Origin of the sequence: Erwinia sp. V90_4 (assembly GCF_029967685.1) — a bacterium.
Taxonomy (GTDB): domain Bacteria; phylum Pseudomonadota; class Gammaproteobacteria; order Enterobacterales; family Enterobacteriaceae; genus Erwinia; species Erwinia aphidicola.
Genome location: NZ_JASCAQ010000001.1, coordinates 49,417 through 71,588 on the forward strand (window position 1 = coordinate 49,417; position 22,172 = coordinate 71,588).

At 54.7% G+C, this 22,172-nt stretch carries 16 protein-coding genes; 12 read left to right on the plus strand and 4 right to left on the minus strand.

The features are described 5' to 3' along the window. The first annotated feature begins 52 nt into the window (after positions 1 to 52). From lolA to QLG07_RS00245, 4 genes are all read left to right on the plus strand, one after another. Positions 53 to 664, plus strand: coding sequence for an outer membrane lipoprotein chaperone LolA (gene lolA, locus QLG07_RS00230; protein WP_048916545.1), 612 nt, complete (start codon positions 53 to 55; stop codon positions 662 to 664). 7 nt (positions 665 to 671) lie between these two features. Then, complete coding sequence (locus tag QLG07_RS00235) at positions 672 to 2,015, plus strand: replication-associated recombination protein A (protein WP_048916544.1); 1,344 nt, start codon at positions 672 to 674, stop codon at positions 2,013 to 2,015. A gap of 96 nt (positions 2,016 to 2,111) precedes the next feature. After that, complete coding sequence (gene serS, locus QLG07_RS00240; RefSeq protein WP_099754065.1) at positions 2,112 to 3,404, plus strand: serine--tRNA ligase; 1,293 nt, start codon at positions 2,112 to 2,114, stop codon at positions 3,402 to 3,404. A gap of 291 nt (positions 3,405 to 3,695) precedes the next feature. Then, entirely contained in the window at positions 3,696 to 4,847 is a 1,152-nt protein-coding gene (locus QLG07_RS00245) for an MFS transporter (protein ID WP_187497543.1), read from the plus strand. Positions 4,848 to 4,935: 88 nt separating this feature from the next. Here QLG07_RS00245 and pflA read toward each other — a convergent pair whose 3' ends face one another. From pflA to ycaO, 4 genes are all read right to left on the minus strand, one after another. Continuing rightward, positions 4,936 to 5,676 carry a pyruvate formate lyase 1-activating protein gene (pflA, locus tag QLG07_RS00250; RefSeq protein ID WP_048916541.1) on the minus strand — a complete coding sequence of 247 codons (741 nt, stop codon included), beginning with the start codon at positions 5,674 to 5,676 and terminating at the stop codon, positions 4,936 to 4,938. Between the two features lie 131 nt (positions 5,677 to 5,807). Further along, the gene (pflB, locus tag QLG07_RS00255) at positions 5,808 to 8,090 is read right to left on the minus strand and encodes a formate C-acetyltransferase (protein WP_253538750.1); all 2,283 of its coding nucleotides are present in this window, start codon (positions 8,088 to 8,090) and stop codon (positions 5,808 to 5,810) included. Positions 8,091 to 8,179: 89 nt separating this feature from the next. After that, complete coding sequence (gene focA / locus QLG07_RS00260; RefSeq protein ID WP_048916539.1) at positions 8,180 to 9,037, minus strand: formate transporter FocA; 858 nt, start codon at positions 9,035 to 9,037, stop codon at positions 8,180 to 8,182. Positions 9,038 to 9,403: 366 nt separating this feature from the next. Next, positions 9,404 to 11,161, minus strand: coding sequence for a 30S ribosomal protein S12 methylthiotransferase accessory factor YcaO (gene ycaO, locus QLG07_RS00265; protein ID WP_099754064.1), 1,758 nt, complete (start codon positions 11,159 to 11,161; stop codon positions 9,404 to 9,406). 320 nt (positions 11,162 to 11,481) lie between these two features. Between ycaO and serC the strand changes: the two genes are divergently transcribed. The 8 genes from serC to lpxK all read left to right on the plus strand — a co-directional run bounded on the left by serC (position 11,482) and on the right by lpxK (position 22,161). Continuing rightward, positions 11,482 to 12,567, plus strand: coding sequence for a 3-phosphoserine/phosphohydroxythreonine transaminase (gene serC / locus QLG07_RS00270; protein ID WP_048916537.1), 1,086 nt, complete (start codon positions 11,482 to 11,484; stop codon positions 12,565 to 12,567). A gap of 89 nt (positions 12,568 to 12,656) precedes the next feature. Next, entirely contained in the window at positions 12,657 to 13,943 is a 1,287-nt protein-coding gene (gene aroA / locus QLG07_RS00275; RefSeq protein ID WP_282468193.1) for a 3-phosphoshikimate 1-carboxyvinyltransferase, read from the plus strand. 104 nt (positions 13,944 to 14,047) lie between these two features. Next, positions 14,048 to 14,731, plus strand: coding sequence for a (d)CMP kinase (cmk, locus tag QLG07_RS00280; protein WP_048916535.1), 684 nt, complete (start codon positions 14,048 to 14,050; stop codon positions 14,729 to 14,731). Between the two features lie 153 nt (positions 14,732 to 14,884). Beyond that, complete coding sequence (gene rpsA / locus QLG07_RS00285; protein ID WP_048916534.1) at positions 14,885 to 16,561, plus strand: 30S ribosomal protein S1; 1,677 nt, start codon at positions 14,885 to 14,887, stop codon at positions 16,559 to 16,561. A gap of 81 nt (positions 16,562 to 16,642) precedes the next feature. Then, positions 16,643 to 16,930 carry an integration host factor subunit beta gene (gene ihfB / locus QLG07_RS00290; protein WP_048916533.1) on the plus strand — a complete coding sequence of 96 codons (288 nt, stop codon included), beginning with the start codon at positions 16,643 to 16,645 and terminating at the stop codon, positions 16,928 to 16,930. Positions 16,931 to 17,135: 205 nt separating this feature from the next. Further along, positions 17,136 to 19,400, plus strand: a complete 2,265-nt coding sequence (locus QLG07_RS00295; protein ID WP_282468194.1) for a ComEC family protein — start codon at positions 17,136 to 17,138, stop codon at positions 19,398 to 19,400. 35 nt (positions 19,401 to 19,435) lie between these two features. Next, a complete protein-coding gene (gene msbA / locus QLG07_RS00300; protein ID WP_133624064.1) occupies positions 19,436 to 21,184 on the plus strand; it encodes a lipid A ABC transporter ATP-binding protein/permease MsbA in 1,749 nt (582 codons plus the stop codon). Further along, the gene (gene lpxK, locus QLG07_RS00305) at positions 21,181 to 22,161 is read left to right on the plus strand and encodes a tetraacyldisaccharide 4'-kinase (RefSeq protein WP_191149252.1); all 981 of its coding nucleotides are present in this window, start codon (positions 21,181 to 21,183) and stop codon (positions 22,159 to 22,161) included. Before msbA ends, lpxK begins: the two co-directional genes overlap by 4 nt. Positions 22,162 to 22,172 lie beyond the last annotated feature (11 nt).

Here is a 22,172-nt window from a genome sequence, read left to right on the forward strand (position 1 = left end):
ACGTCACGCTTAACCCGCAACGGGATACAAAAGTTTTAATAAGGATGCCGTAATGAAAAAATTAATGATTTCCTGCTGTTTGCTGGCGGCCTTTACTTCTGCAAGCGTACTGGCAGATGCTGCCAGTGATTTGCAGCAGCGCTTGGATAAAGTGAAAAGCTTCCATGCGACCTTTAATCAAAAAGTGACCGACGGCAGCGGCCAGTCCGTGCAGGATGGTGAAGGTGAGATGTGGGTACAGCGCCCGAATCTGTTTAACTGGCACATGACCGCGCCGGATGAAAGCATCCTGATCTCGGATGGCAAAACCCTGTGGTTTTATAACCCGTTTGTTGAGCAGGTCAGCGCCAGCTGGCTGAAAGACGCCACCAGCAATACGCCGTTTATGCTGATTGCCCGCAACCAGTCGAGTGACTGGAAGCAGTACAACGTGGCGCAAAAAGGCAATGACTTCTCGCTGACGCCGAAAGCGGCAGATGGCAACCTGAAGCAGTTCACCATTAACGTTTCGCCGAACGGTACGATCAACCAGTTCAGCGCGATTGAGCAGGATGGCCAGCGCAGCAGCTACGCGTTGAAAAGCCAGCAAAACGGCTCCGTCAGCGCTGATAAGTTTAAGTTTACGCCGCCGCAGGGTGTGACCGTGGACGACCAGCGTCAGTGAGGTTTGCGTGAGTAATATGTCCCTGGATTTTTCCCGTAATGAATTTCAGCCTCTGGCCGCCCGTATGCGGCCACGCACGCTGGCCGAATATATCGGTCAGCAGCATCTGCTGGCGGCAGGCAAACCGCTGCCGCGCGCGATTGAGGCAGGTCATCTGCATTCGATGATCTTATGGGGACCACCAGGGACAGGGAAAACCACGCTGGCAGAAATTATCGGCCACTATGGCCAGGCCGACGTGGAGCGCATCTCAGCCGTGACCTCAGGGGTGAAAGAGATCCGTGAGGCAATCGAACGCGCCAGACAGAATCGCAATGCCGGGCGCCGCACCATCCTGTTTGTCGATGAGGTGCACCGCTTCAATAAAAGTCAGCAGGATGCTTTTCTGCCGCATATTGAAGACGGCACCATTACCTTTATCGGTGCCACCACTGAAAACCCCTCCTTTGAACTGAACTCCGCGCTGTTATCTCGTGCCCGCGTCTATCTGCTGAAATCTTTGACCGTTGAGGATATCTCAGCGGTGCTTGAGCAGGCGATGCAGGACAGCGAACGCGGTTACGGCAAAGAGAACATCGTGCTGCCGGAAAATACCCGCAACATGATTGCCGAGTTGGTTAACGGCGATGCGCGCCGGGCGCTTAACACGCTGGAGATGATGGCGGATATGGCGGAGGTCAACGCACAAGGCCAGCGCGAATTGACGCCGCAGTTGCTCAATGAAGTGTCAGGCGAGCGCAGTGCGCGTTTTGATAACAAAGGCGACCGCTTTTACGATCTGATCTCCGCGCTGCATAAGTCCGTGCGCGGTTCCGCCCCCGACGCGGCGCTTTACTGGTATGCGCGCATTATTACCGCCGGGGGGGACCCGCTGTATGTGGCGCGCCGCCTGCTGGCGATTGCATCCGAGGATGTTGGCAATGCCGACCCACGCGGAATGCAGGTGGCGATTGCTGCCTGGGACTGCTTTACCCGCGTTGGCCCGGCGGAAGGCGAGCGCGCCATTGCTCAGGCGATTGTTTACCTCGCCTGCGCCCCCAAAAGCAATGCCGTTTACAGCGCGTTCAAGTCAGCGATGCGCGATGCGCGTGAAAGCCCGGATTACGACGTGCCGGAACATCTGCGTAATGCGCCAACGAAGCTGATGAAGGAGATGGGGCTGGGGGCAGAATATCGCTATGCCCACAATGAACCGAACGCCTATGCCGCCGGTGAAGAGTACTTCCCGGCGCAAATGGCGCAGACACGTTATTATCAGCCAACCACACGCGGGCTGGAAGGCAAAATCGGCGAAAAGCTCGCCTGGCTTGCTGAACAGGATCAAAATAGCCCGACAAAACGCTACCGCTGACAGTGACGTTGCGGTAAGGTTAGCAATGAATTCAACGTATTCTGCATAAGAGTACGTCCCTTCCTTTGACACTCAAACAATAAGCACAGGACAAGCATGCTCGATCCCAATCTGCTGCGTAATGAGCCAGACGCAGTCGCTGAAAAACTGGCACGCCGGGGCTATAAGCTGGACGTTGATACGCTGCGCGCGCACGAAGAGCGTCGCAAAGTACTGCAGGTAGAAACTGAAAATCTGCAGGCTGAACGTAACTCGCGATCCAAATCCATCGGGCAGGCCAAAGCACGTGGGGAAGATATCGAGCCGTTGCGCCAGGAAGTGAGCGCACTGGGTGAACGTCTGGATGCCGCGAAAGCCGAGCTGGAAACACTACTGACCAGCATTAACGACTTCGCGATGGCTATCCCTAATATTCCTGCGGATGTGGTGCCACTGGGTAAAGACGACAGTGAAAACCAGGAAATCAGCCGCTGGGGTGAACCGCGTAAGTTCGATTTTGCCGTGCGCGATCACGTCGAACTCGGCGAAATGGCTGCCGGACTGGACTTCGCTGCCGCGGTTAAGCTGACCGGTTCACGCTTTATCGTAATGCGCGGTCAGATTGCCCTGATGCACCGTGCGCTGAGCCAGTTTATGCTCGACCTGCACACCGAGCAGCACGGCTACCAGGAAACCTATGTTCCTTACCTGGTCAACCATGCCAGCCTGTACGGTACCGGCCAGCTGCCAAAATTTGGCGAGGACCTGTTCCATACTCGTCCGCTGGAAGAAGAGGCATCAAGCAGTAACTATGCGCTGATCCCGACTTCGGAAGTGCCACTCACCAATCTGGTGCGCGACGAGATCCTTGAAGAAGAGTCACTGCCGATCAAAATGACCGCGCACACGCCGTGCTTCCGCTCTGAAGCGGGGGCTTATGGCCGCGATACGCGTGGTCTGATCCGCATGCACCAGTTCGATAAAGTGGAGATGGTGCACATCACCCGTCCGGAAGATTCGATGGACGCGCTGGAAGAGCTGGTCGGCCACGCTGAGAAAGTGCTGCAGCTGCTGAATCTGCCCTATCGTAAAGTGCTGTTGTGTACCGGCGACATGGGCTTCGGTTCGCACAAAACTTACGATTTGGAAGTCTGGCTGCCTGCGCAGGATACTTACCGTGAAATCTCTTCCTGCTCAAATATGGGGGATTTCCAGGCGCGCCGCATGAAAGCACGCTGCCGTGCGCGCGGCGAAAAAGCCACCCGCCTGGTGCATACCCTGAATGGCTCCGGCCTGGCAGTAGGGCGTACACTGGTGGCGGTGCTGGAAAACTACCAGCAGGCTGATGGCCGTATTGAAGTGCCGGAAGTGCTGCGCCCGTACATGAAAGGACTTGAGTTTATCGGCTAATCACCTCGCCGATTGCAATGTTCAAAACCCGCCGCTGGCGGGTTTTTTTATGCCGGCGATCGAGCAAAATAAATGATGGAGAGTTTGGTTCGCCCTAAGCCAATTTAAAGAGAATTCAATGAGATAATTCGTGGCGAAAAGTTGTGGCTGAGATCTCCCACTCGTTGTAGATAAGAAAATTAAATCGCTGTACTACAAATCGTGCTGCGGCTGATTTATTCCGCTTTTACAATTGCTTGCATGGTGGCATTATGCGCGCAAAATCCTCTCTCGCTGCGGTTCTTCACTACTATGTCCACCTGGTCACGCCCTGTTATCGTGCTGCTTTGCGGCTTGCTGCTGATGACGGTCTCAATTGCTGTGCTCAATACGCTGGTGCCACTGTGGCTGACCCATGATGCGTTGCCAACGTGGCAGGTGGGCATGGTCAGCTCCTCTTATTATTGCGGCAACCTGCTGGGCACGCTGATTGCCGGTTGGACGATCAAAAATTACGGTTTCAACCGCAGCTATTATTTTGCTTCCCTGCTGTTCGCCCTGGCAACCGTGGCTTTGGGGCTGGGCACTGGATTCTGGTCCTGGGCGCTCTGGCGCTTTATTGCCGGGGTCGGCTGTGCGTTGATCTGGGTGGTGGTTGAGAGTGCGCTATTATGCAACGGTACGTTGCGCAACCGTGGCCGCCTGCTGGCTGCTTATATGATTATGTACTATATCGGCACCGTCCTTGGACAGCTGCTGGTGAGTAAGGTCTCTACCGAACTGCTGCACGTGCTGCCGTGGGTAACCGGCGTGGTGCTGGCCGCTATCCTGCCGTTGGTATTCTGCCGCGTGACGGCAAACCAGATGGAAGAAGAGGCCACGCCAGGCCGACTCTGGCCGATGTTGCGCCGCCGCAGCGCGCGCCTGGGGATCAACGGCTGCATTATCTCCGGTATCGTTCTGGGCTCGCTGTATGGCCTGATGCCGCTCTACCTTTCCCATCAGGGAATGAGCGACTCGACGATTGGTTACTGGATGGCGCTGCTGGTCAGTGCGGGGATCATTGGCCAGTGGCCGATTGGCCGCCTGGCTGACCGCTTTGGCCGCTTGCTGGTGCTGCGCGTTCAGGTGTTTGTGGTGATCCTCGGTGCGCTGGCGATGCTCGGTAATGCGGCGATGGCTCCCGCCCTGTTTATCCTTGGCTGCGCCGGTTTTACGCTGTATCCGGTGGCGATGTCCTGGGCTTGTGAAAAGGTTGGGCACCACGAACTGGTGGCAATGAACCAGGCGCTGCTGCTGAGCTATACGGTGGGTAGCCTTGCCGGTCCGACGATGACGTCAATGCTGATGCAGAGCTACTCTGACCGCGTGCTGTTTGTGATGATTGCGGCGGTAGCGCTGGTTTATCTGGTGATGCTGCTGCGTAAAGCCGATCATCATGCGACGCCGGTGGCGCACGCATAAAAAAAGGTCGACCGGAACAAAGGGTCGACCTCTACAGCGTTCGTTTGAAATTTTTTGCAGGGGCGGGTCTTCTTTTGCGGCCCACCCTTTAATACATCACGTAGTGGCCGTAACCTTCCAGAATACCCTTCACCCGATCCATGGTTTCGGCTTTCGGTGGGTGAACGCCATCCAGCTTGTACTCCTCCCCCATCGCTATCCATTTATGCTTGCCGAGTTCGTGGTAGGGCAGCAGCTCAATCTTCTCAACGTTACCCATATCGCGGGTAAATTCACCCAGTCGATGCGCAGAATCATCATCATCTGAATAGCCAGGCACCACCACATAGCGGATCCAGGTGCGAATTTTACGCTTTGCCAGGTAACGGGCAAAATCCAGCGTGCGGTGGTTAGACACGCCGACCAGCACCTGATGCACGTCGTCATTCATCTGCTTGAGGTCAAGCATCACCAGATCGGTCACGTCCAGCAGTTCATCAATCACCGGGTCGTAGCGGCGCACAAAACCGTTAGTGTCGAGGCAGGTATGAATACCTTCGGCATGGCAGGCGCGGAACCAGTCGCGCACGAACTCAGCCTGTAATATCGCCTCGCCGCCGGAAGCGGTCACGCCGCCGCCGGAAGCATTCATAAAGTGACGATAGGAAACCACATCCTTCATCAACTCTTCGACGGTAATCTCTTTGCCACCGTGCGTGTCCCAGGTGTCGCGGTTGTGACAGTACAGGCAGCGCATCAGGCAGCCCTGGAAGAAGGTGATAAATCGGATGCCGGGGCCGTCGACGGTCCCGCAGGATTCAAATGAGTGAATACGGCCGGTAACTGACATTGCGATGAGTTCTCCACGGTGACACAGTCTTTAGCTGTGTTTTAAGTCTGTTTTGGCAGTGGTCCGTGTGGGCGACTGACAAAACGGGCTGAGTGGTGATCTGGCCCCTTTGCAGGGGCCAGCGGTGCTTGTTACATGCTCTGAGTGAAGGTACGGGTGATCACATCCTGCTGCTGTTCTTTAGTCAGCGAGTTGAAACGTACCGCATAGCCCGACACGCGAATGGTTAACTGCGGATATTTTTCCGGGTCTTCCATCGCTTCCAGCAGCATTTCACGGTTCATCACGTTGACGTTGAGGTGCTGACCCCCTTCAATGCTGGCTTCATGATGGAAGTAGCCATCCATCAGACCGGCAAGGTTGGTTTTGCGCACGTCATCGTTTTTACCCAGCGCGTTTGGCACGATAGAGAAGGTATAAGAGATACCGTCTTTGGCGTAGGCAAACGGCAGTTTCGCTACCGAAGTCAGTGAGGCTACAGCACCTTTCTGGTCACGACCGTGCATTGGGTTGGCGCCTGGACCAAATGGCGCGCCTGCGCGACGGCCGTCCGGAGTATTCCCGGTTTTCTTACCATACACCACGTTAGAAGTAATGGTGAGGACCGACTGAGTTGGCACCGCATTGCGGTAGGTCTGCAGTTTCTGAATTTTCTTCATGAAACGTTCAACCAGGTCACAGGCAATATCATCAACGCGCGAGTCGTTGTTACCGAACTGTGGATACTCACCCTCGATTTTGAAGTCCACGGCCAGGCCATCTTCATCACGAATGGTTGAAACTTTGGCGTATTTAATCGCTGACAGGGAATCAGCCGCTACCGACAGACCGGCGATGCCGCAGGCCATGGTGCGGTAAACATCACGGTCATGCAGCGCCATTAGCGACGCTTCGTAGCTGTATTTGTCATGCATGTAGTGGATGACGTTCAGGGCAGTGACATACTGTTTTGCCAGCCAGTCCATAAAGTGATCCATGCGGTTCATCACTTTATCGTAGTCCAGCACTTCATCCATCATTGGCGCTTCTTTCGGGCCAACCTGCATTTTCATTTTTTCATCCACGCCGCCGTTAATCGCGTACAGCATGGTTTTTGCCAGGTTGGCACGGGCGCCGAAGAACTGCATCTGTTTACCGACGATCATCGGGCTGACGCAGCAGGCAATCGCATAGTCATCGTTATTGAAGTCCGGGCGCATCAGGTCATCGTTCTCATACTGCAGTGAAGAGGTATCGATGGAGACTTTCGCGGCGAATTTCTTAAAGTTCAGCGGCAGCTTTTCTGACCACAGGATGGTCATATTAGGTTCCGGTGAAGGGCCCATGGTGTAGAGCGTATTCAGGAAACGGAAGGTGTTTTTTGTCACCATAGTACGGCCGTCAACGCCCATACCTGCCAGTGATTCAGTTGCCCAGATTGGGTCGCCGGAGAACAGCTCATCGTATTCCGGGGTGCGCAGGAAGCGAACCATACGCAGTTTCATCACCAGGTGGTCGATCAGCTCCTGGGCTTCCTCCTCGTTGATGACGCCTGCTTTCAGGTCGCGTTCAAAATAGATATCGAGGAAGGTAGAGACGCGGCCGAATGACATGGCTGCGCCATTCTGCGATTTCACTGCGGCCAGATAGCCGAAGTAGGTCCACTGGACGGCTTCTTTGGCGCTGGTTGCCGGGCCAGAGATATCGCAGCCGTATTTTGCCGCCATCTCTTTAATCTGCTGCAGCGCATGGTGCTGGTCAGCAATCTCTTCACGCAGGCGGATAGTAGCTTCGAGGTTTACGCCATTTTCCAGGTCGCTTTGCAGTGAAGTGAACTGGGCAAACTTGTCTTTCATCAGGGCATCGATGCCGTACAGCGCTACGCGGCGATAGTCACCAATGATACGGCCACGGCCATAGGCGTCAGGCAGGCCGGTCAGTACGCCAGATTTGCGGCAGCGCAGGATATCCGGCGTGTAAACGTCGAATACGCCCTGGTTGTGCGTCTTACGATATTCCGAGAAGATTTTTTTCACTGACGGATCAAGTTCGCGACCGTAAACTTTACACGAACCTTCCACCATTTTGATGCCGCCGAAGGGGATCAGGGCACGTTTCAGTGGAGCTTCAGTTTGTAACCCAACAATTTTTTCCAGGCTTTTGTTGATGTAACCCGCGTCATGGGAAGTGACGGTTGAGACCAGATCGGTATCAAAATCGACCGGGGCGTGGGTGCGGTTTTCCAGCTTGATGCCTTCCATCACCTGGTCCCACAGTGCGGTGGTGGCCTTAGTGGCACCGGCCAGGAACGTTTCATCGCCTTCATACGGAGTGTAGTTTTTCTGAATGAAGTCACGGACGTTGACGCTGGTCTGCCATTCACCTTGTGCAAAGCTTTCCCAGGCTGATGCCATTTTTTGATTAAGCTCGGTCATTTGATACCTACCTTATAACGTGAAGTTCGTTGTACGTTCCCGCCGGGTAGTGTCACGCCGACGGTTGCAAGATTCTTGAGCTGGGATAATCAGTGATGGTCGCCATCACGCAGATAAATTACCCAGTAGGTCAACCCGACCAGCAAACCACCGCCGATGATATTGCCCAGCGTGACCGGAATCAGGTTGTCGGTAATAAAGTGGCTAACGGTGAGATGCGAAAACTGTTCCGCTGTCGCGCCGGTGGCCTGCCAGAATTCAGGTGAAGCAAAATCTCTAATCACAATCGCCATCGGGATAAGGAACATGTTGGCGATGCTGTGCTCAAAGCCGCTGGCAACGAACATCGCTACCGGCAGTACCATGGCAAACATCTTGTCCAGCAGGCTGCGGCCGGAGTAGCTCATCCATACCGCCATGCACACCATCAGGTTGGCGAGAATGCCGAGGCAGACGGCCTCAACAAAGGTATGGTGCATCTTGTGATCGGCGGTCTGCAGCACATTCAGCCCCCACGCGCCGTTCGCTGCCATGTACTGTCCGGCAAACCAAATCAGCGCAACAAAGAAGATAGCGCCAAGAAAGTTTCCGAAATAGACGATGATCCAGTTACGTGCCAGTTCCAGCCAGCTAATGCGTCCGCTGGCTTTCGCCACCACCGTTAGGACGGTCGAGGTGAACAGGTCAGCACCGCATACCACCACCAGCATCAGTCCGAGTGAGAAACAGATGCCGCCAACCAGCTTCGCCAATCCCCAGGGAACCGTGCCTGTCCCGGTGGTGGCCGTGATATAGAAAGCAAATGCGATAGAGATGAATACACCGGCAGTAATTGCCAAAAAAAAAGTCGTGAAGGGGTGTTTCGTTGCTTTATAGACGCCAGCGTCTTCGGCAACTTTCGCCATTTCGGACGGTAATAATAGATCAAAGGGGTTGCCAGCTTTCACACTAACGTTCTCCCAAAAGTAGTCAGCGCGGAAAGTCTAACAAAGGAGTATAGGAGAGAAGTTGATGTGGATCATATTGCGCGAGCAATTGCGCCTGTAAAGCCCTGATGTCAAAAGGGTTAATCGGTTTATCTTGTTGTTTTGTATCGAATAAAACTTTTTTAATTATTAAAAATATATTTGAGTCTTGATGGGAAGCTGGCCCGACGTGGGTAAAATACTGGTAGTAAATTTAGCTATATTGTGACAATAAAAAAGGTAACAGCCTGAGCTGTTACCTTTTATTAACCTGGCGCTGAACTCGCGCCAGAAAAATAAAACGGCGGAAGAAATTTATTTTGAATTTTTAGGCCGTTTTAAATGGATTTATTTCCAGTAACGGCGTTTAGCAGCCTGTAGCTTTTCATAGGCCCCTAACAGCGCCTGGTGTGCCGGGAAGGCTTTCAGCTCGCTATCAACACTCTGCAGGCCGTAGAACGGAGCTTCACCGCTAAGCGCAGCAGAAGCGGCGTCAACCGCATCCTGACCGTACATGCGAACAAATGCCGTATGGTACTGCAGCGGATCGCGCTCATCTTCCTGGCTCAGCAGCAGTAGCGTCTGCAGGCAGCGATAGTAGTTAGCGCGCTCCGGGCTGAAAATGGACTGGTTGAATTCCATGGTCCACTCTGTCCAGATCAGCGCCTGCTCCAGATCGCCACCGGCCAGCGCCAGCATAGCCTTCAGTTCGCCAATGCGCAGCGTGTACCAGCCGTTGTCTTTACCGGTAGCCAGGCCCAGCAGTTCACGCACGCGGGTAAAGTCGTCGTGGCCGTCTTCATCCAGCTGCTCCAGCAGTGCAAGGTAGTCCGCTTTCTCCCAGCTGCTTTCCGGCAGGGCGAGCAGCGTATCACGCAGATAAGCGCCCATGCTGTTATTGGCCAGAAGGAGATCTTCCGCCGGATAAATATCTGACATGCCAGGCACGATAATGCGGCAGGCGTAAACATCCAGATGCTCGTAATCGGCGATGTATACTTCCTGATCTTCGGCCTTGAAGATCGCCATCAGCGTCGCGAACTCTTCCTCAGTTGTGCCTTTGAAGCTCCAGTCCGCGAACGGGTAGTCAGCATCATCTTTGAACATATCCCAGGAGATCAGGCCGCTGGAGTCAATAAAGTGAGTTTCCAGGTTGGCGTGTTCCGCTACTTCTTCATCATCGAAGGTAGGTGGGGTGAAGACATCCAAATCCTTCAGCCCGCGGCCCTGCAGTAGCTCGGTCACGGTACGCTCGAGCGCCACGCCGAAGTCCGGGTGCGCGCCGAATGAGGCGAAGCAGGTGCCATTAGCCGGGTTGAACAGCACCACGCAGATCACCGGGTATTTGCCGCCCAGTGAGGCATCGTAAGAGAAGATAGGGAAGCCTTCTGCTTCCAACGTGGCAATCGCTTCCACCACGCCCGGATAGCGGTCCAGAACATCCTGCGGGATCAGCGGCAGGCTGATGGATTCCGCAATAATACGATTTTTAATATGGCGCTCAAACACCTCAGACAGACCCTGAACGCGGGCTTCATTAGCGGTGTTACCGGCCGACATCCCGTTCGACACATACAGGTTGCCGATGATGTTCATCGGAATATAAACGGTCTGCTGGTCAGACTGACGGGTGAACGGCAGGCTGCAGATCCCGCGCGCGGCATTGCCTGACTGCAGATCGATCAGGTCGCTGGCGCTGACTTCATTTTCCGGGTCGTAGAATTTACGCAGACGGGCATCCAGAATGCCCTCAGGCAGCTGGTCATCATCCGGTAGCGGGAACCATTTCTCGTTAGGATAATGAACAAAATCGCCGTTGGCGATCTGCTCGCCTAACCAGAAGTCAGCGAAGAAATAGTTGGTCGACAGGCGTTCAAAATACTCGCCCAAAGCCGAGGCGAGCGCCGCTTTCTCACTGGCACCTTTACCATTGGTAAAACACAGCGGGCAGTCGCGGTCGCGAATATGAACTGACCAGACATTTGGCACCGGATTCAGCCAGGATGCTTCTTCAATGTTGAAGCCCAGATCCTGTAGTTTTTGCTGAAAGCGTGCGATGGAGACTTCCAACGCGGCGTCTTTGCCTGGGATATAAGTTTGAGTCATTTTGCCCACTCGTTTTGAATTGTGCGGAGATTGTGCGGAAAGCGCGCAATGATACGGGTTTTCCTCGGCAATCGCTATCTGACAACGTTAATTTCATTGTCGGAAGAGTGCCATTTTACAGTGAAAAGTTAACCGGTCTGTTTATGAAACAGGAAAATGCCTCACAAAATATCGTTTCCGCTTTCATACGCCCTACAAGCTGTTGCGGCGCGCCTCGGGAAACTGGTCGGCTGACCGGATAAATTATTGCAGCAATGGGGTGGCAATGATAAAACCGATAGAGGAATCAAAACCGATCGATCTGAAAGTGGTGAGGGGAAATGAGTCAGGTTTTCAATTTTAGCTCTGGTCCGGCTATGTTGCCGGTAGAAGTGCTCCGTCGGGCTGAGCAGGAACTCTGCAACTGGCAGGGCTTAGGGACCTCCGTGATGGAGATCAGCCACCGCAGTAAGGAATTTATTCAGGTTGCTGAAGAGGCAGAAAAAGATTTTCGCGATCTGCTGAAAATCCCCTCCAACTACAAAGTATTATTCTGCCACGGCGGTGCGCGTGCGCAGTTTGCTGCTGTGCCAATGAATCTGCTGGGGCAGCATTCGACAGCCGATTATATCGACGGCGGCTATTGGGCTGCCAGTGCGGTGAAAGAGGCGCAGAAATACTGCACCCCTAATGTCATCGATGCCAAAACTACCGTGGCCGGTTTGCGTGGCATCAAGCCTATGAGCGAGTGGGCGCTGTCCGATAACTCGGCCTATGTGCACTTCTGCCCGAACGAAACTATCGATGGTATCGCCATCCATGAAACGCCAGATTTTGGCGATAAAGTGGTCGTAGCCGATCTCTCTTCGACCATCCTCTCTACGCCGCTGGATGTCAGCCGCTACGGTGTGATCTACGCCGGTGCGCAGAAAAATATCGGCCCGGCGGGCTTAACCCTGGTGGTGGTGCGTGAAGATCTGCTGGGTCAGGCGCGTAAAGAGCTGCCTTCGATCCTCGATTACAAAGTGCTGGCGGAAAATGAGTCGATGTTTAACACTCCGCCAACTTTCGCCTGGTATCTCTCTGGTCTGGTATTTAAATGGCTGAAAGAGCAGGGCGGTGTGCACGAGCTGGACAAGCGTAATCAGGCCAAAGCCGATCTGCTGTACGGCACTATCGACAGCAGCGATTTTTACCGCAACGATGTGGCCGTAGCGAACCGTTCGCGCATGAACGTGCCATTCCAGCTGGCAGACTCTGCGCTGGACAAGCTGTTTATTGACGAATCGTTTGCAGCCGGTCTGCATGCACTGAAAGGGCACCGCGTTGTCGGTGGAATGCGCGCGTCGATTTACAATGCGATGCCGCTGGAAGGCGTGAAAGCGCTGACTGACTTTATGGTCGACTTCGAGCGTCGCCACGGCTAAGGTGCCCCTGCATTCGCAGTGAGTTTTAAATCTGAAACCTCGCAGCCCTGCGGGGTTTCATTGTAATTATTTTGGAGAATACGTTTCACATGCAGGATTCCCTGACGTTACAACCTATCGCCCTGGTCGACGGCACCGTTAACCTTCCCGGTTCTAAAAGCGTGTCTAACCGCGCGCTGTTACTGGCTGCGCTGGCAAACGGTACTACCCGCCTGACCAATCTGCTCGACAGTGATGATGTGCGCCATATGCTGACCGCGCTGCAGGCCCTGGGCGTGCAGTTCACACTGTCTGCCGATCGCACCGTGTGCCGGGTAGTGGGTCAGGGTGGTGCGCTGAAAGCTGAGGGCGCCCTGGAACTTTTCCTCGGCAATGCCGGAACGGCGATGCGCCCGCTGGCTGCCGCGCTGTGCCTGGGCAGTAACGATATCGTCCTGACCGGTGAGCCGCGCATGAAAGAGCGCCCAATTGGTCACCTGGTAGATGCACTGCGCCAGGGTGGCGCAGACATTGAATATCTTGAGCAGGAAAATTATCCGCCGCTGCGCCTGAAAGGCGGATTCAGCGGGGGGGACGTAGCCGTCGATGGCAGCGTTTCCAGCCAGTTCCTGACCGCGTTGCTGATGACAGCTCCGCTGGCGGCAAACGACACCCGCATTGCGATTAAGGGTGAGCTGGTTTCTAAACCTTACATCGATATCACTCTGAATCTGATGAAGACCTTTGGCGTTGAAGTAGAGAACGATAACTACCGTTCATTCACCGTGCGGGGTCAGCAGCAGTATCAGGCACCGGGAGATTACCTGGTCGAAGGTGATGCTTCCTCTGCCTCTTATTTCCTTGCTGCGGCAGCGATTAAAGGCGGAACGGTGAAAGTGACCGGTATTGGTCGCAACAGCATGCAGGGAGATATTCGCTTTGCTGACGTGCTGGAAAAAATGGGTGCCCGCATTGAGTGGGGCGATGACTTTATTGCCTGTACCCGTGGCGATCTCAACGCTATCGATCTCGATATGAATCATATTCCTGACGCGGCGATGACCATTGCAACGGCGGCACTGTTCGCTAAAGGCACCACCGTGATGCGCAATATTTACAACTGGCGCGTCAAAGAGACCGATCGCCTGGCGGCGATGGCCACTGAACTGCGCAAAGTTGGCGCAGAAGTGGAAGAGGGCAATGACTACATTCGCATTACCCCTCCCGCCCAGATTCAGTTTGCTGAAATCGGCACCTATAACGATCACCGTATGGCAATGTGCTTCTCGCTGGTGGCGCTTTCGGCCACCCCGGTCACCATTCTCGATCCAAAATGCACCGCCAAAACCTTCCCTGATTACTTTGAGCAGCTAGCCCGCATTAGCCAGCTGGCATAAGGGCTCTGCTGACGCGGTTGCAGCTTCAGCTTTGCAGGGTATAATGCGCGTCGATATTTACCGGGGTACAGGTTGCCCCGGTATCCCACCGACAGGAGAACGACATGACGGCAATAGCCCCAGTGATCACCATTGATGGCCCTAGCGGTGCCGGGAAAGGAACGTTGTGTAAAGCAATGGCCGAGGCATTGCAGTGGCACCTGTTGGATTCCGGCGCAATTTATCGCGTGCTGGCCCTGGCTGCATTACACCATCAGGTCGATATCACCTCAGAAGAAGCGCTGGTGCCTATCGCTGCCCATCTCGATGTGCGTTTTGTCTCTAACGGCGGCGAAATGGAAGTGATCCTCGAAGGGGAAGATGTCTCCTCGGAGATCCGGACTCAGGATGTCAGCAATACCGCCTCGAAAGTCGCTGCCTTCCCGCGCGTGCGTGAAGCGCTGCTGCGGCGCCAGCGCGGTTTCCGCGAGCTGCCGGGCCTGATTGCCGACGGGCGTGATATGGGTACCGTGGTTTTTCCTGATGCTCCGGTGAAAATCTTCCTGGATGCCAGCTCCGAAGAACGTGCTAACCGCCGTATGCTGCAGTTGCAGGAGAAAGGCTTTAGTGTTAACTTTGAGCGCCTTTTATCTGAGATAAAAGAGCGTGACGAGCGTGACCGTAATCGTGCTATTGCACCTCTGGTGCCGGCCGATGACGCCTTAGTGCTTGATTCGACTACAATGTCGATTGAGCAGGTGATTGAGATTGCGCTAAAATATGCGCGCGAAAAACTCGCTCTGGCGTAAAAGTCAGCTACGCTTAATGACCTCTGTCTGAGCCCTTGCTCACAGAATGATTTATCTAACCCTGTGATATGGACGTCATGGGGCATGTGAAACAACCCCACCCGTCAGGATGTCAGGTGGACGTTAAATTGAAGAATCCTGAAGATTATCAATATGACTGAATCTTTTGCTGAACTATTTGAAGAATCCTTAAAAACAATCGAAACCCGTCCGGGTTCCATCGTTCGTGGCGTTGTTGTCTCTATCGACAAAGACGTCGTTCTGGTTGATGCGGGTCTGAAATCTGAGTCTGCAATTCCTGCAGAGCAGTTCAAGAACGCAGCCGGCGAACTGGAAATTCAGGTTGGCGACGAAGTAGACGTTGCTCTGGATGCAGTAGAAGACGGCTTCGGTGAAACCCTGCTGTCTCGTGAAAAAGCTAAACGTCACGAAGCATGGATCACGCTGGAAAAAGCCTACGAAGAAGCTGAGACTGTTACCGGTGTTATCAACGGTAAAGTTAAAGGCGGCTTCACTGTAGAGCTGAACGGTATTCGTGCGTTCCTGCCAGGTTCACTGGTAGATGTACGTCCAGTGCGCGATACGCTGCACCTGGAAGGCAAAGAGCTTGAGTTCAAAGTCATCAAGCTGGATCAGAAGCGTAACAACGTTGTTGTTTCACGTCGTGCGGTAATCGAATCCGAAAACAGCGCAGAGCGCGATCAGCTGCTGGAAAACCTGCAGGAAGGCATGGAAGTTAAAGGTATCGTTAAGAACCTGACTGACTACGGTGCATTCGTTGATCTGGGCGGCGTTGACGGCCTGCTGCACATCACTGATATGGCATGGAAACGCGTTAAGCATCCAAGCGAAATCGTGAATGTTGGCGACGAAATCACTGTTAAAGTGCTGAAGTTCGACCGCGAGCGTACCCGTGTTTCTCTGGGTCTGAAGCAGCTGGGCGAAGATCCATGGGTTGCTATCGCGAAACGTTACCCAGAAGGCACCAAGCTGACTGGTCGTGTAACTAACCTGACCGACTACGGCTGCTTCGTTGAAATCGAAGAAGGCGTTGAAGGCCTGGTACACGTTTCTGAAATGGACTGGACCAACAAGAACATTCACCCATCTAAAGTTGTTAACGTTGGTGATGTTGTTGAAGTTATGGTTCTGGACATCGACGAAGAACGTCGTCGTATCTCCCTGGGTCTGAAGCAGTGCAAAAACAACCCATGGCAGCAGTTTGCAGAAACCCACAACAAGGGCGACCGTGTTGAAGGTAAAATCAAGTCAATCACTGACTTCGGTATCTTCATCGGCCTGGACGGCGGCATCGACGGCCTGGTTCACCTGTCTGACATCTCCTGGAACGCTACCGGAGAAGAAGCAGTACGTGAATATAAGAAAGGCGACGAAATCGCAGCTGTGGTTCTGCAGGTTGACGCAGAGCGCGAGCGTATCTCCCTGGGCGTTAAGCAGCTGGCAGAAGATCCGTTCAACAACTACATCTCTCTGAACAAGAAAGGTGCAATTGTTAACGGTAAAGTGACTGCAGTTGACGCTAAAGGTGCTACAGTTGAATTAGCTGACGGCGTTGAAGGTTACCTGCGTGCTTCTGAAGCATCGCTGGACCGCGTAGAAGACGCAACTCTGGTTCTGAATGTTGGCGACGATGTTGAAGCTAAATTCACCGGTGTTGATCGTAAGAACCGCGTTGTTAGCCTGTCTGTTCGTGCAAAAGACCAGGCTGATGAGAAAGAAGCTATCAATACGGTTAACACTAACAAACCGGAAGAAGGCAACTTCTCTAACGCTATGGCTGAAGCATTCAAAGCAGCTAAAGGCGAGTAATTGCTTTAAGGGCAGCGCAAGCTGCCCTGTAGCGTCGTTAACTGTCAGAACTTTCCCCTAAAGGGATTAACCGGAGGTTTTATGACCAAGTCAGAACTGATTGAAAGACTTGCTGGCCAGCACTCTCATATTCCGGCGAAAGTCGTTGAGGATGCGGTAAAAGAGATGCTGGAGCACATGGCAACGACGTTGTCACAGGGCGAACGCATCGAAATCCGGGGATTTGGCAGCTTTTCTTTGCACTATCGTGCACCTCGCACTGGCCGTAACCCGAAAACGGGTGACAAAGTGGAGTTGGAAGGTAAATACGTTCCACACTTCAAGCCAGGTAAAGAGCTGCGCGACCGTGCCAATATCTACGGCGACTAAAAGCAGTTATGCATAAAAAACGACACTTCGGTGTCGTTTTTTTTTGCCTGAAATTCAGCGCAAGTGGAAGCCGATACGCAAAATCGCCGGCAAACGCGGCAACTTAAAACGATTGTTTGCGAGACGCCCCCAGCATCAGACAGCCTCTGGCTGACCGCCAATCTTTGCTGCGAGAAACTGGGTAAAGGAAACTCAGGGAGCCGCAATGTTGTTAACCGTAAACCAGCTGGCGTGGGGTGTTATCGCCGCGTCGCTACCGCTGAATTTTTTATCGCAGCTGCCTGGTCGATGGGCCAGCGCCGCGCTGCTTTGCCTCGCGCTGTTGCTTGCACAGCTGCGCTGGGCTATGGCCGTAAAAATGGGTTTAGTGCTGCTGCTGTTTGTCTGGTCAGCAGGAAGTGGTATTACGCTGCTGGAAAACATTCAGCAATTAACACGTCGGCCTCTGCAGGCAGAGGTAATCATCGAGAATGTGTTGCCAGATGGCGAGCGCATTAAAATCAGAGTCTGGCGCTATCAGCAACACATGCTCTTTCCCCCGCTGTACGCCGTGGTCAAAGTCAGCCCGCAGCCTATCGCTTTTTGCGCGGGGCAGCGCTGGCAGATGCAGCTGGCGCTGAGATCGGTGCATGCGCTGTTGAACGAAGGCAGTTTTGACCGGCAGCGCTTTGCGGTTGCCAACGCGACACCGATGACCGGCAGGGTGATGGCGGCACAGGTCACTGATAAAACCTGCAGCTGGCGCGCCAGGGTAATCCGTGCCGCGCAACAGAACTATGGCGACCTGCCCTGGCAGGCGCTGATTTCTGCATTGGCGTTTGGCGAAAGAGCAGAAGTGGATCGCGCGACGAATCAACTGCTGCGGGAGACTGGGACGGCCCACCTGATGGCGATATCGGGAATGCATATTGCTCTCGCCGCCACGTTCGGCTGGCTGCTGGCCCGTGGCGTTCAATACCTGTTGCCTGCCGGGGCTATTGGTTACCGTTTTCCGCTGCTCTGCAGTTTGCTGGTTGGGCTGCTCTACTGCTGGCTTTCCGGCGGAAATCCCCCGGCGATGCGTGCGATGCTGGCACTGATAAGCTGGAACCTGCTGCGCCTGCGGGCGATCAGCTGCCATGGCTGGCAGGTATGGAGTGTGTGCATTGCCGTAATCCTGTTCGTTGATCCGCTCAGCGTGCTTTCGGACAGCCTGTGGCTGTCGGCGCTGGCCGTGGGCGGGCTCCTGCTGTGGTATCACTTTTTTCCGCTGCCGCCGAAGTTTGCACGAAAAAAACGCTGGTTTCTTCTACGGCTGCTGCATCTGCAGGTGGGCATGCTATTGCTGATGATGCCGCTGCAGGCTGTGCTGTTTCACGGGGTCAGCCTGAGTGCGCTGCTGGCGAATCTCTGGGCCGTTCCACTGATCTCGCTGGTGACCGTGCCACTGATGTTGATCGCGTTGATGGCTAATCCGTTGCCCGGTATCAATCTCTGGCTTTGGCAGGGGGTTGATCGTTCGCTGGCACTGGTATTTCTGCCGCTCGGGCGCCTCCCGCACGGCTGGCTCACTTTAGATGAGACACTGACCGCTGCCAGCCTGCTGTGCTGGCTGCTGTTTCTCAGCATAAGGTTTAGCTGGTGGCGTTCCTCTCCGCTTACGCTGTTGAGCGCCGCGTTGTTGCTGAGCAGCTGGCGCTATTTTAGTGAGAAGCCTGACTGGCGGGTGGATACGCTGGATGTCGGTCACGGGCTGGCCGTGGTGATTTCCCGCCACGGAGAGGCCACGCTGTACGATAGCGGCAACCGCTGGCCAACGGGCAATATGGCGCAGAGTCAGATCCTGCCGTGGCTAGCCTGGCAGGGGCTTACCGTGACAAATATTATTATCAGCCATGCCCATCTTGACCATATTGGTGGGCTGGAGAGCGTGCAGGCGGCCTTTCCGACAGCCCGCGTGCGCAGCGCGCTGGGGCGTCCCGGTCACTTAACCTGCCGCACGGGCGAGCGCTGGCAGTGGCAGGGGCTGCAGTTTAGTGCTCTGTGGCCGCCAGCCGGGGAAAAGGGCGAGGGCAATAATCAATCCTGCGTCATTGCCATCACCGATGGCAAATGGCGAGTACTGCTAACGGGTGATATTGAAGCTCCTGCTGAGCTCAAACTGACGGCGACACAGCGGCAACATCTGGCTGCCGATTTTCTGCTGGTGCCGCATCACGGCAGCAGGACATCGTCGTCGCCGCCTTTTCTGCGCGCGGTCAATCCCCGCGTGGCGGTGGCGTCCGCTGCCCGATATAGCGCCTGGCGTTTACCTGCGGTACAAATTATTCAGCGCTATGGTAAAAATCACGTCGAATGGCGCGATACCGCCCTTTCCGGACAGCTGAGCGCGCGTTTTTACGGTGATTACTGGCAACTATTAGGATTAAGAGAACAAATAATGAACCGTTGGTACCATCAGTGGTTTGGCGTACTCCGCGATTCCGGCTAGAATAAGCGGCTATTTCATCTAAAGCTGGTTAAATAATGCATCTGGATAAAGATCTCTCCACCTGGCAGACATTCCGTCGTCTCTGGCCAATGATTGTGCCATACAAAACCGGGTTGATTGTGGCAGCGATCGCGCTGGTCCTCAACGCGGCAGGCGATACGCTGATGCTGTCACTGCTGAAACCTTTACTCGATGATGGTTTTGGCAAAGCGGACAGTTCCGTACTGCTATGGATGCCGCTGGCTGTGATTGGACTGATGCTGATCCGTGGCATTACCAGCTATGCTTCCAGCTACTGTATTTCCTGGGTATCCGGTAACGTGGTTATGGGCATGCGCCGTCGCCTGTTCAGTCACATGATGGGCATGCCGGTCGCCTTTTTCGACCAGCAGTCTACCGGGACTCTGCTGTCACGCATCACCTATGATTCTGAGCAGGTTGCCTCATCCTCCTCCAGCGCGCTGGTTACCGTGGTGCGCGAAGGGGCTTCGATTATCGGCCTGTTTATCATGATGTTTTACTACAGCTGGCAGCTGTCGCTGATCCTGATTGTTCTGGCTCCGATCGTTTCGTTTGCGATTCGCATGGTCTCCAAGCGCTTCCGCAACATCAGTAAAAATATGCAGAACACCATGGGGCAGGTCACCACCAGCGCTGAGCAGATGCTGAAAGGGCATAAAGAAGTGCTGATCTTTGGCGGCCAGGAAATTGAAAGCCAGCGCTTTGATACCGTCAGCAATCGCATGCGTCAGCAGGGCATGAAGTTGGTTTCCGCTTCATCAATCTCTGACCCGATTATTCAGCTGATTGCCTCGCTGGCTCTGGCCTTTGTACTGTATGCCGCCAGCTTCCCAAGCGTAATGGAAACGCTGACCGCCGGTACCATTACCGTGGTGTTCTCCTCCATGATCGCTTTGATGCGCCCGTTGAAATCGCTGACAAACGTCAACGCACAGTTCCAGCGCGGCATGGCCGCCTGCCAGACCCTGTTCTCAATCCTCGACAGCGAGCAGGAAGTCGATACCGGTAAGCGCACTATCGAGCGTGCTAAAGGCGATATTGAATTCCGCAATGTGACCTTTAGCTATCCGGGGCGCGATATTCCCGCACTGCGCGACATTAATCTGAGCATTCCCGCAGGTAAAACTGTGGCGCTGGTTGGCCGCTCAGGCTCCGGTAAATCCACCATGGCCAGCCTGCTGACGCGTTTCTATGATATTCAGCAGGGTGAAATCCTGATGGACGGTCACGACCTGCGCGAATACACCCTGGCATCACTGCGTAACCAGGTGGCGCTGGTATCACAAAACGTCCATCTGTTTAATGACACCATTGCCAATAACATCGCCTATGCGCGTCACGAGCAGTACAGCCGTGCCGATATCGAAAAAGCGGCCACCATGGCGCACGCCATGGACTTTATCGGCAAGATGGATAAGGGACTGGATACGGTGATTGGTGAGAATGGCGTGCTGCTCTCCGGCGGCCAGCGTCAGCGTATTGCCATTGCCCGTGCGCTGCTGCGCGACTGCCCAATCCTGATCCTGGATGAAGCAACCTCCGCGCTGGATACCGAGTCCGAGCGTGCTATTCAGGCCGCACTGGATGAACTGCAGAAAAACCGTACTTCGCTGGTGATTGCTCACCGCCTGTCCACAATCGAGAAAGCCGATGAGATCGTGGTGGTCGAAGATGGCCTGATTGTCGAGCGCGGTAGCCACGAAGTGCTGCTGGCGGAACGCGGCGTGTATGCCCAGCTTCATAAGATGCAATTTGGTCAATGATCGAACGCATCTGGAGCGGACGCTCCGCGCTTTACCTGCTGCTGTTGCCTTTCAGCCTGTTGTACGGGCTGATTAGCAATCTGCTGCGCCTCAGCTATCGCTGGGGATGGCGTAAGGCGTGGCGCGCCCCGGTCCCGGTGGTGGTGGTTGGCAATTTGACCGCCGGGGGGAATGGCAAGACGCCGGTGGTGATCTGGCTGGTGCAGGCGCTGCAACAGCGCGGTTTGCGCGTCGGCGTAGTGTCGCGCGGCTACGGCGGCAAAGCTGACAACTATCCGCTGGTGCTGGGGCCGCAGACGGCTACCGCCGAAGCGGGAGATGAACCGGTGCTGATTTACCAGCGCACCGGCGCGCAGGTTGCGGTGGCTCCGGTGCGTCGTCAGGCGGTTGAAGCGCTGGTCAGCGGCGGACAGGTGGATATTATCGTTACCGACGATGGCCTGCAGCACTACGCGCTGGCACGGGATATCGAAATTGTGGTGATCGACGGCCAGCGGCGTTTTGGCAATGGCTGGTGGTTGCCTGCCGGGCCAATGCGCGAGCGCAGCAGCCGCCTCAACAGCGTCAGTGCGATTATCACCAATGGCGGCACAGCGCAGCCTGGCGAGCTGGCGATGCAGCTGGTGCCGGGCATGGCGGTCAATCTGCAATCCGGTGAGCAGCGCCCGGTAGCTGAACTGAAGAACGTGGTGGCAATGGCCGGCATTGGGCATCCACCGCGCTTCTTCAACACCCTGCGCCAGCAGGGGGTAACGCTGGAGAAAGAAGTGGCTTTTGCCGACCATCAAAACTACAGCCCCGACGCGCTGAATGCGTTGATCGGCCCCGGGCAAACGCTCCTGATGACCGAGAAAGACGCGGTGAAAGCGCGCGCCTTCGCCGCCGCTGACTGGTGGTATTTGCCGGTGGATGCACGGTTACCACAGTCTGAGTCCGCGGCGTTACTGAACAAAATCAGTGCATTAATTCCTCGCTAAATTCTCCGTCA

What these genes read in the sequence shown, in the direction of transcription:
- lolA (WP_048916545.1), top strand. Translation starts at nt 53, where the DNA reads ATGAAAAAATTAATGATTTCCTGCTGTTTGCTGGCGGCCTTTACTTCT.
- serS (WP_099754065.1), top strand. Translation starts at nt 2,112, where the DNA reads ATGCTCGATCCCAATCTGCTGCGTAATGAGCCAGACGCAGTCGCTGAA.
- QLG07_RS00245 (WP_187497543.1), top strand. Translation starts at nt 3,696, where the DNA reads ATGTCCACCTGGTCACGCCCTGTTATCGTGCTGCTTTGCGGCTTGCTG.
- pflA (WP_048916541.1), bottom strand. Translation starts at nt 5,676, where the DNA reads ATGTCAGTTACCGGCCGTATTCACTCATTTGAATCCTGCGGGACCGTC.
- pflB (WP_253538750.1), bottom strand. Translation starts at nt 8,090, where the DNA reads ATGACCGAGCTTAATCAAAAAATGGCATCAGCCTGGGAAAGCTTTGCA.
- ycaO (WP_099754064.1), bottom strand. Translation starts at nt 11,161, where the DNA reads ATGACTCAAACTTATATCCCAGGCAAAGACGCCGCGTTGGAAGTCTCC.
- serC (WP_048916537.1), top strand. Translation starts at nt 11,482, where the DNA reads ATGAGTCAGGTTTTCAATTTTAGCTCTGGTCCGGCTATGTTGCCGGTA.
- aroA (WP_282468193.1), top strand. Translation starts at nt 12,657, where the DNA reads ATGCAGGATTCCCTGACGTTACAACCTATCGCCCTGGTCGACGGCACC.
- cmk (WP_048916535.1), top strand. Translation starts at nt 14,048, where the DNA reads ATGACGGCAATAGCCCCAGTGATCACCATTGATGGCCCTAGCGGTGCC.
- rpsA (WP_048916534.1), top strand. Translation starts at nt 14,885, where the DNA reads ATGACTGAATCTTTTGCTGAACTATTTGAAGAATCCTTAAAAACAATC.
- ihfB (WP_048916533.1), top strand. Translation starts at nt 16,643, where the DNA reads ATGACCAAGTCAGAACTGATTGAAAGACTTGCTGGCCAGCACTCTCAT.
- QLG07_RS00295 (WP_282468194.1), top strand. Translation starts at nt 17,136, where the DNA reads ATGTTGTTAACCGTAAACCAGCTGGCGTGGGGTGTTATCGCCGCGTCG.
- msbA (WP_133624064.1), top strand. Translation starts at nt 19,436, where the DNA reads ATGCATCTGGATAAAGATCTCTCCACCTGGCAGACATTCCGTCGTCTC.
- lpxK (WP_191149252.1), top strand. Translation starts at nt 21,181, where the DNA reads ATGATCGAACGCATCTGGAGCGGACGCTCCGCGCTTTACCTGCTGCTG.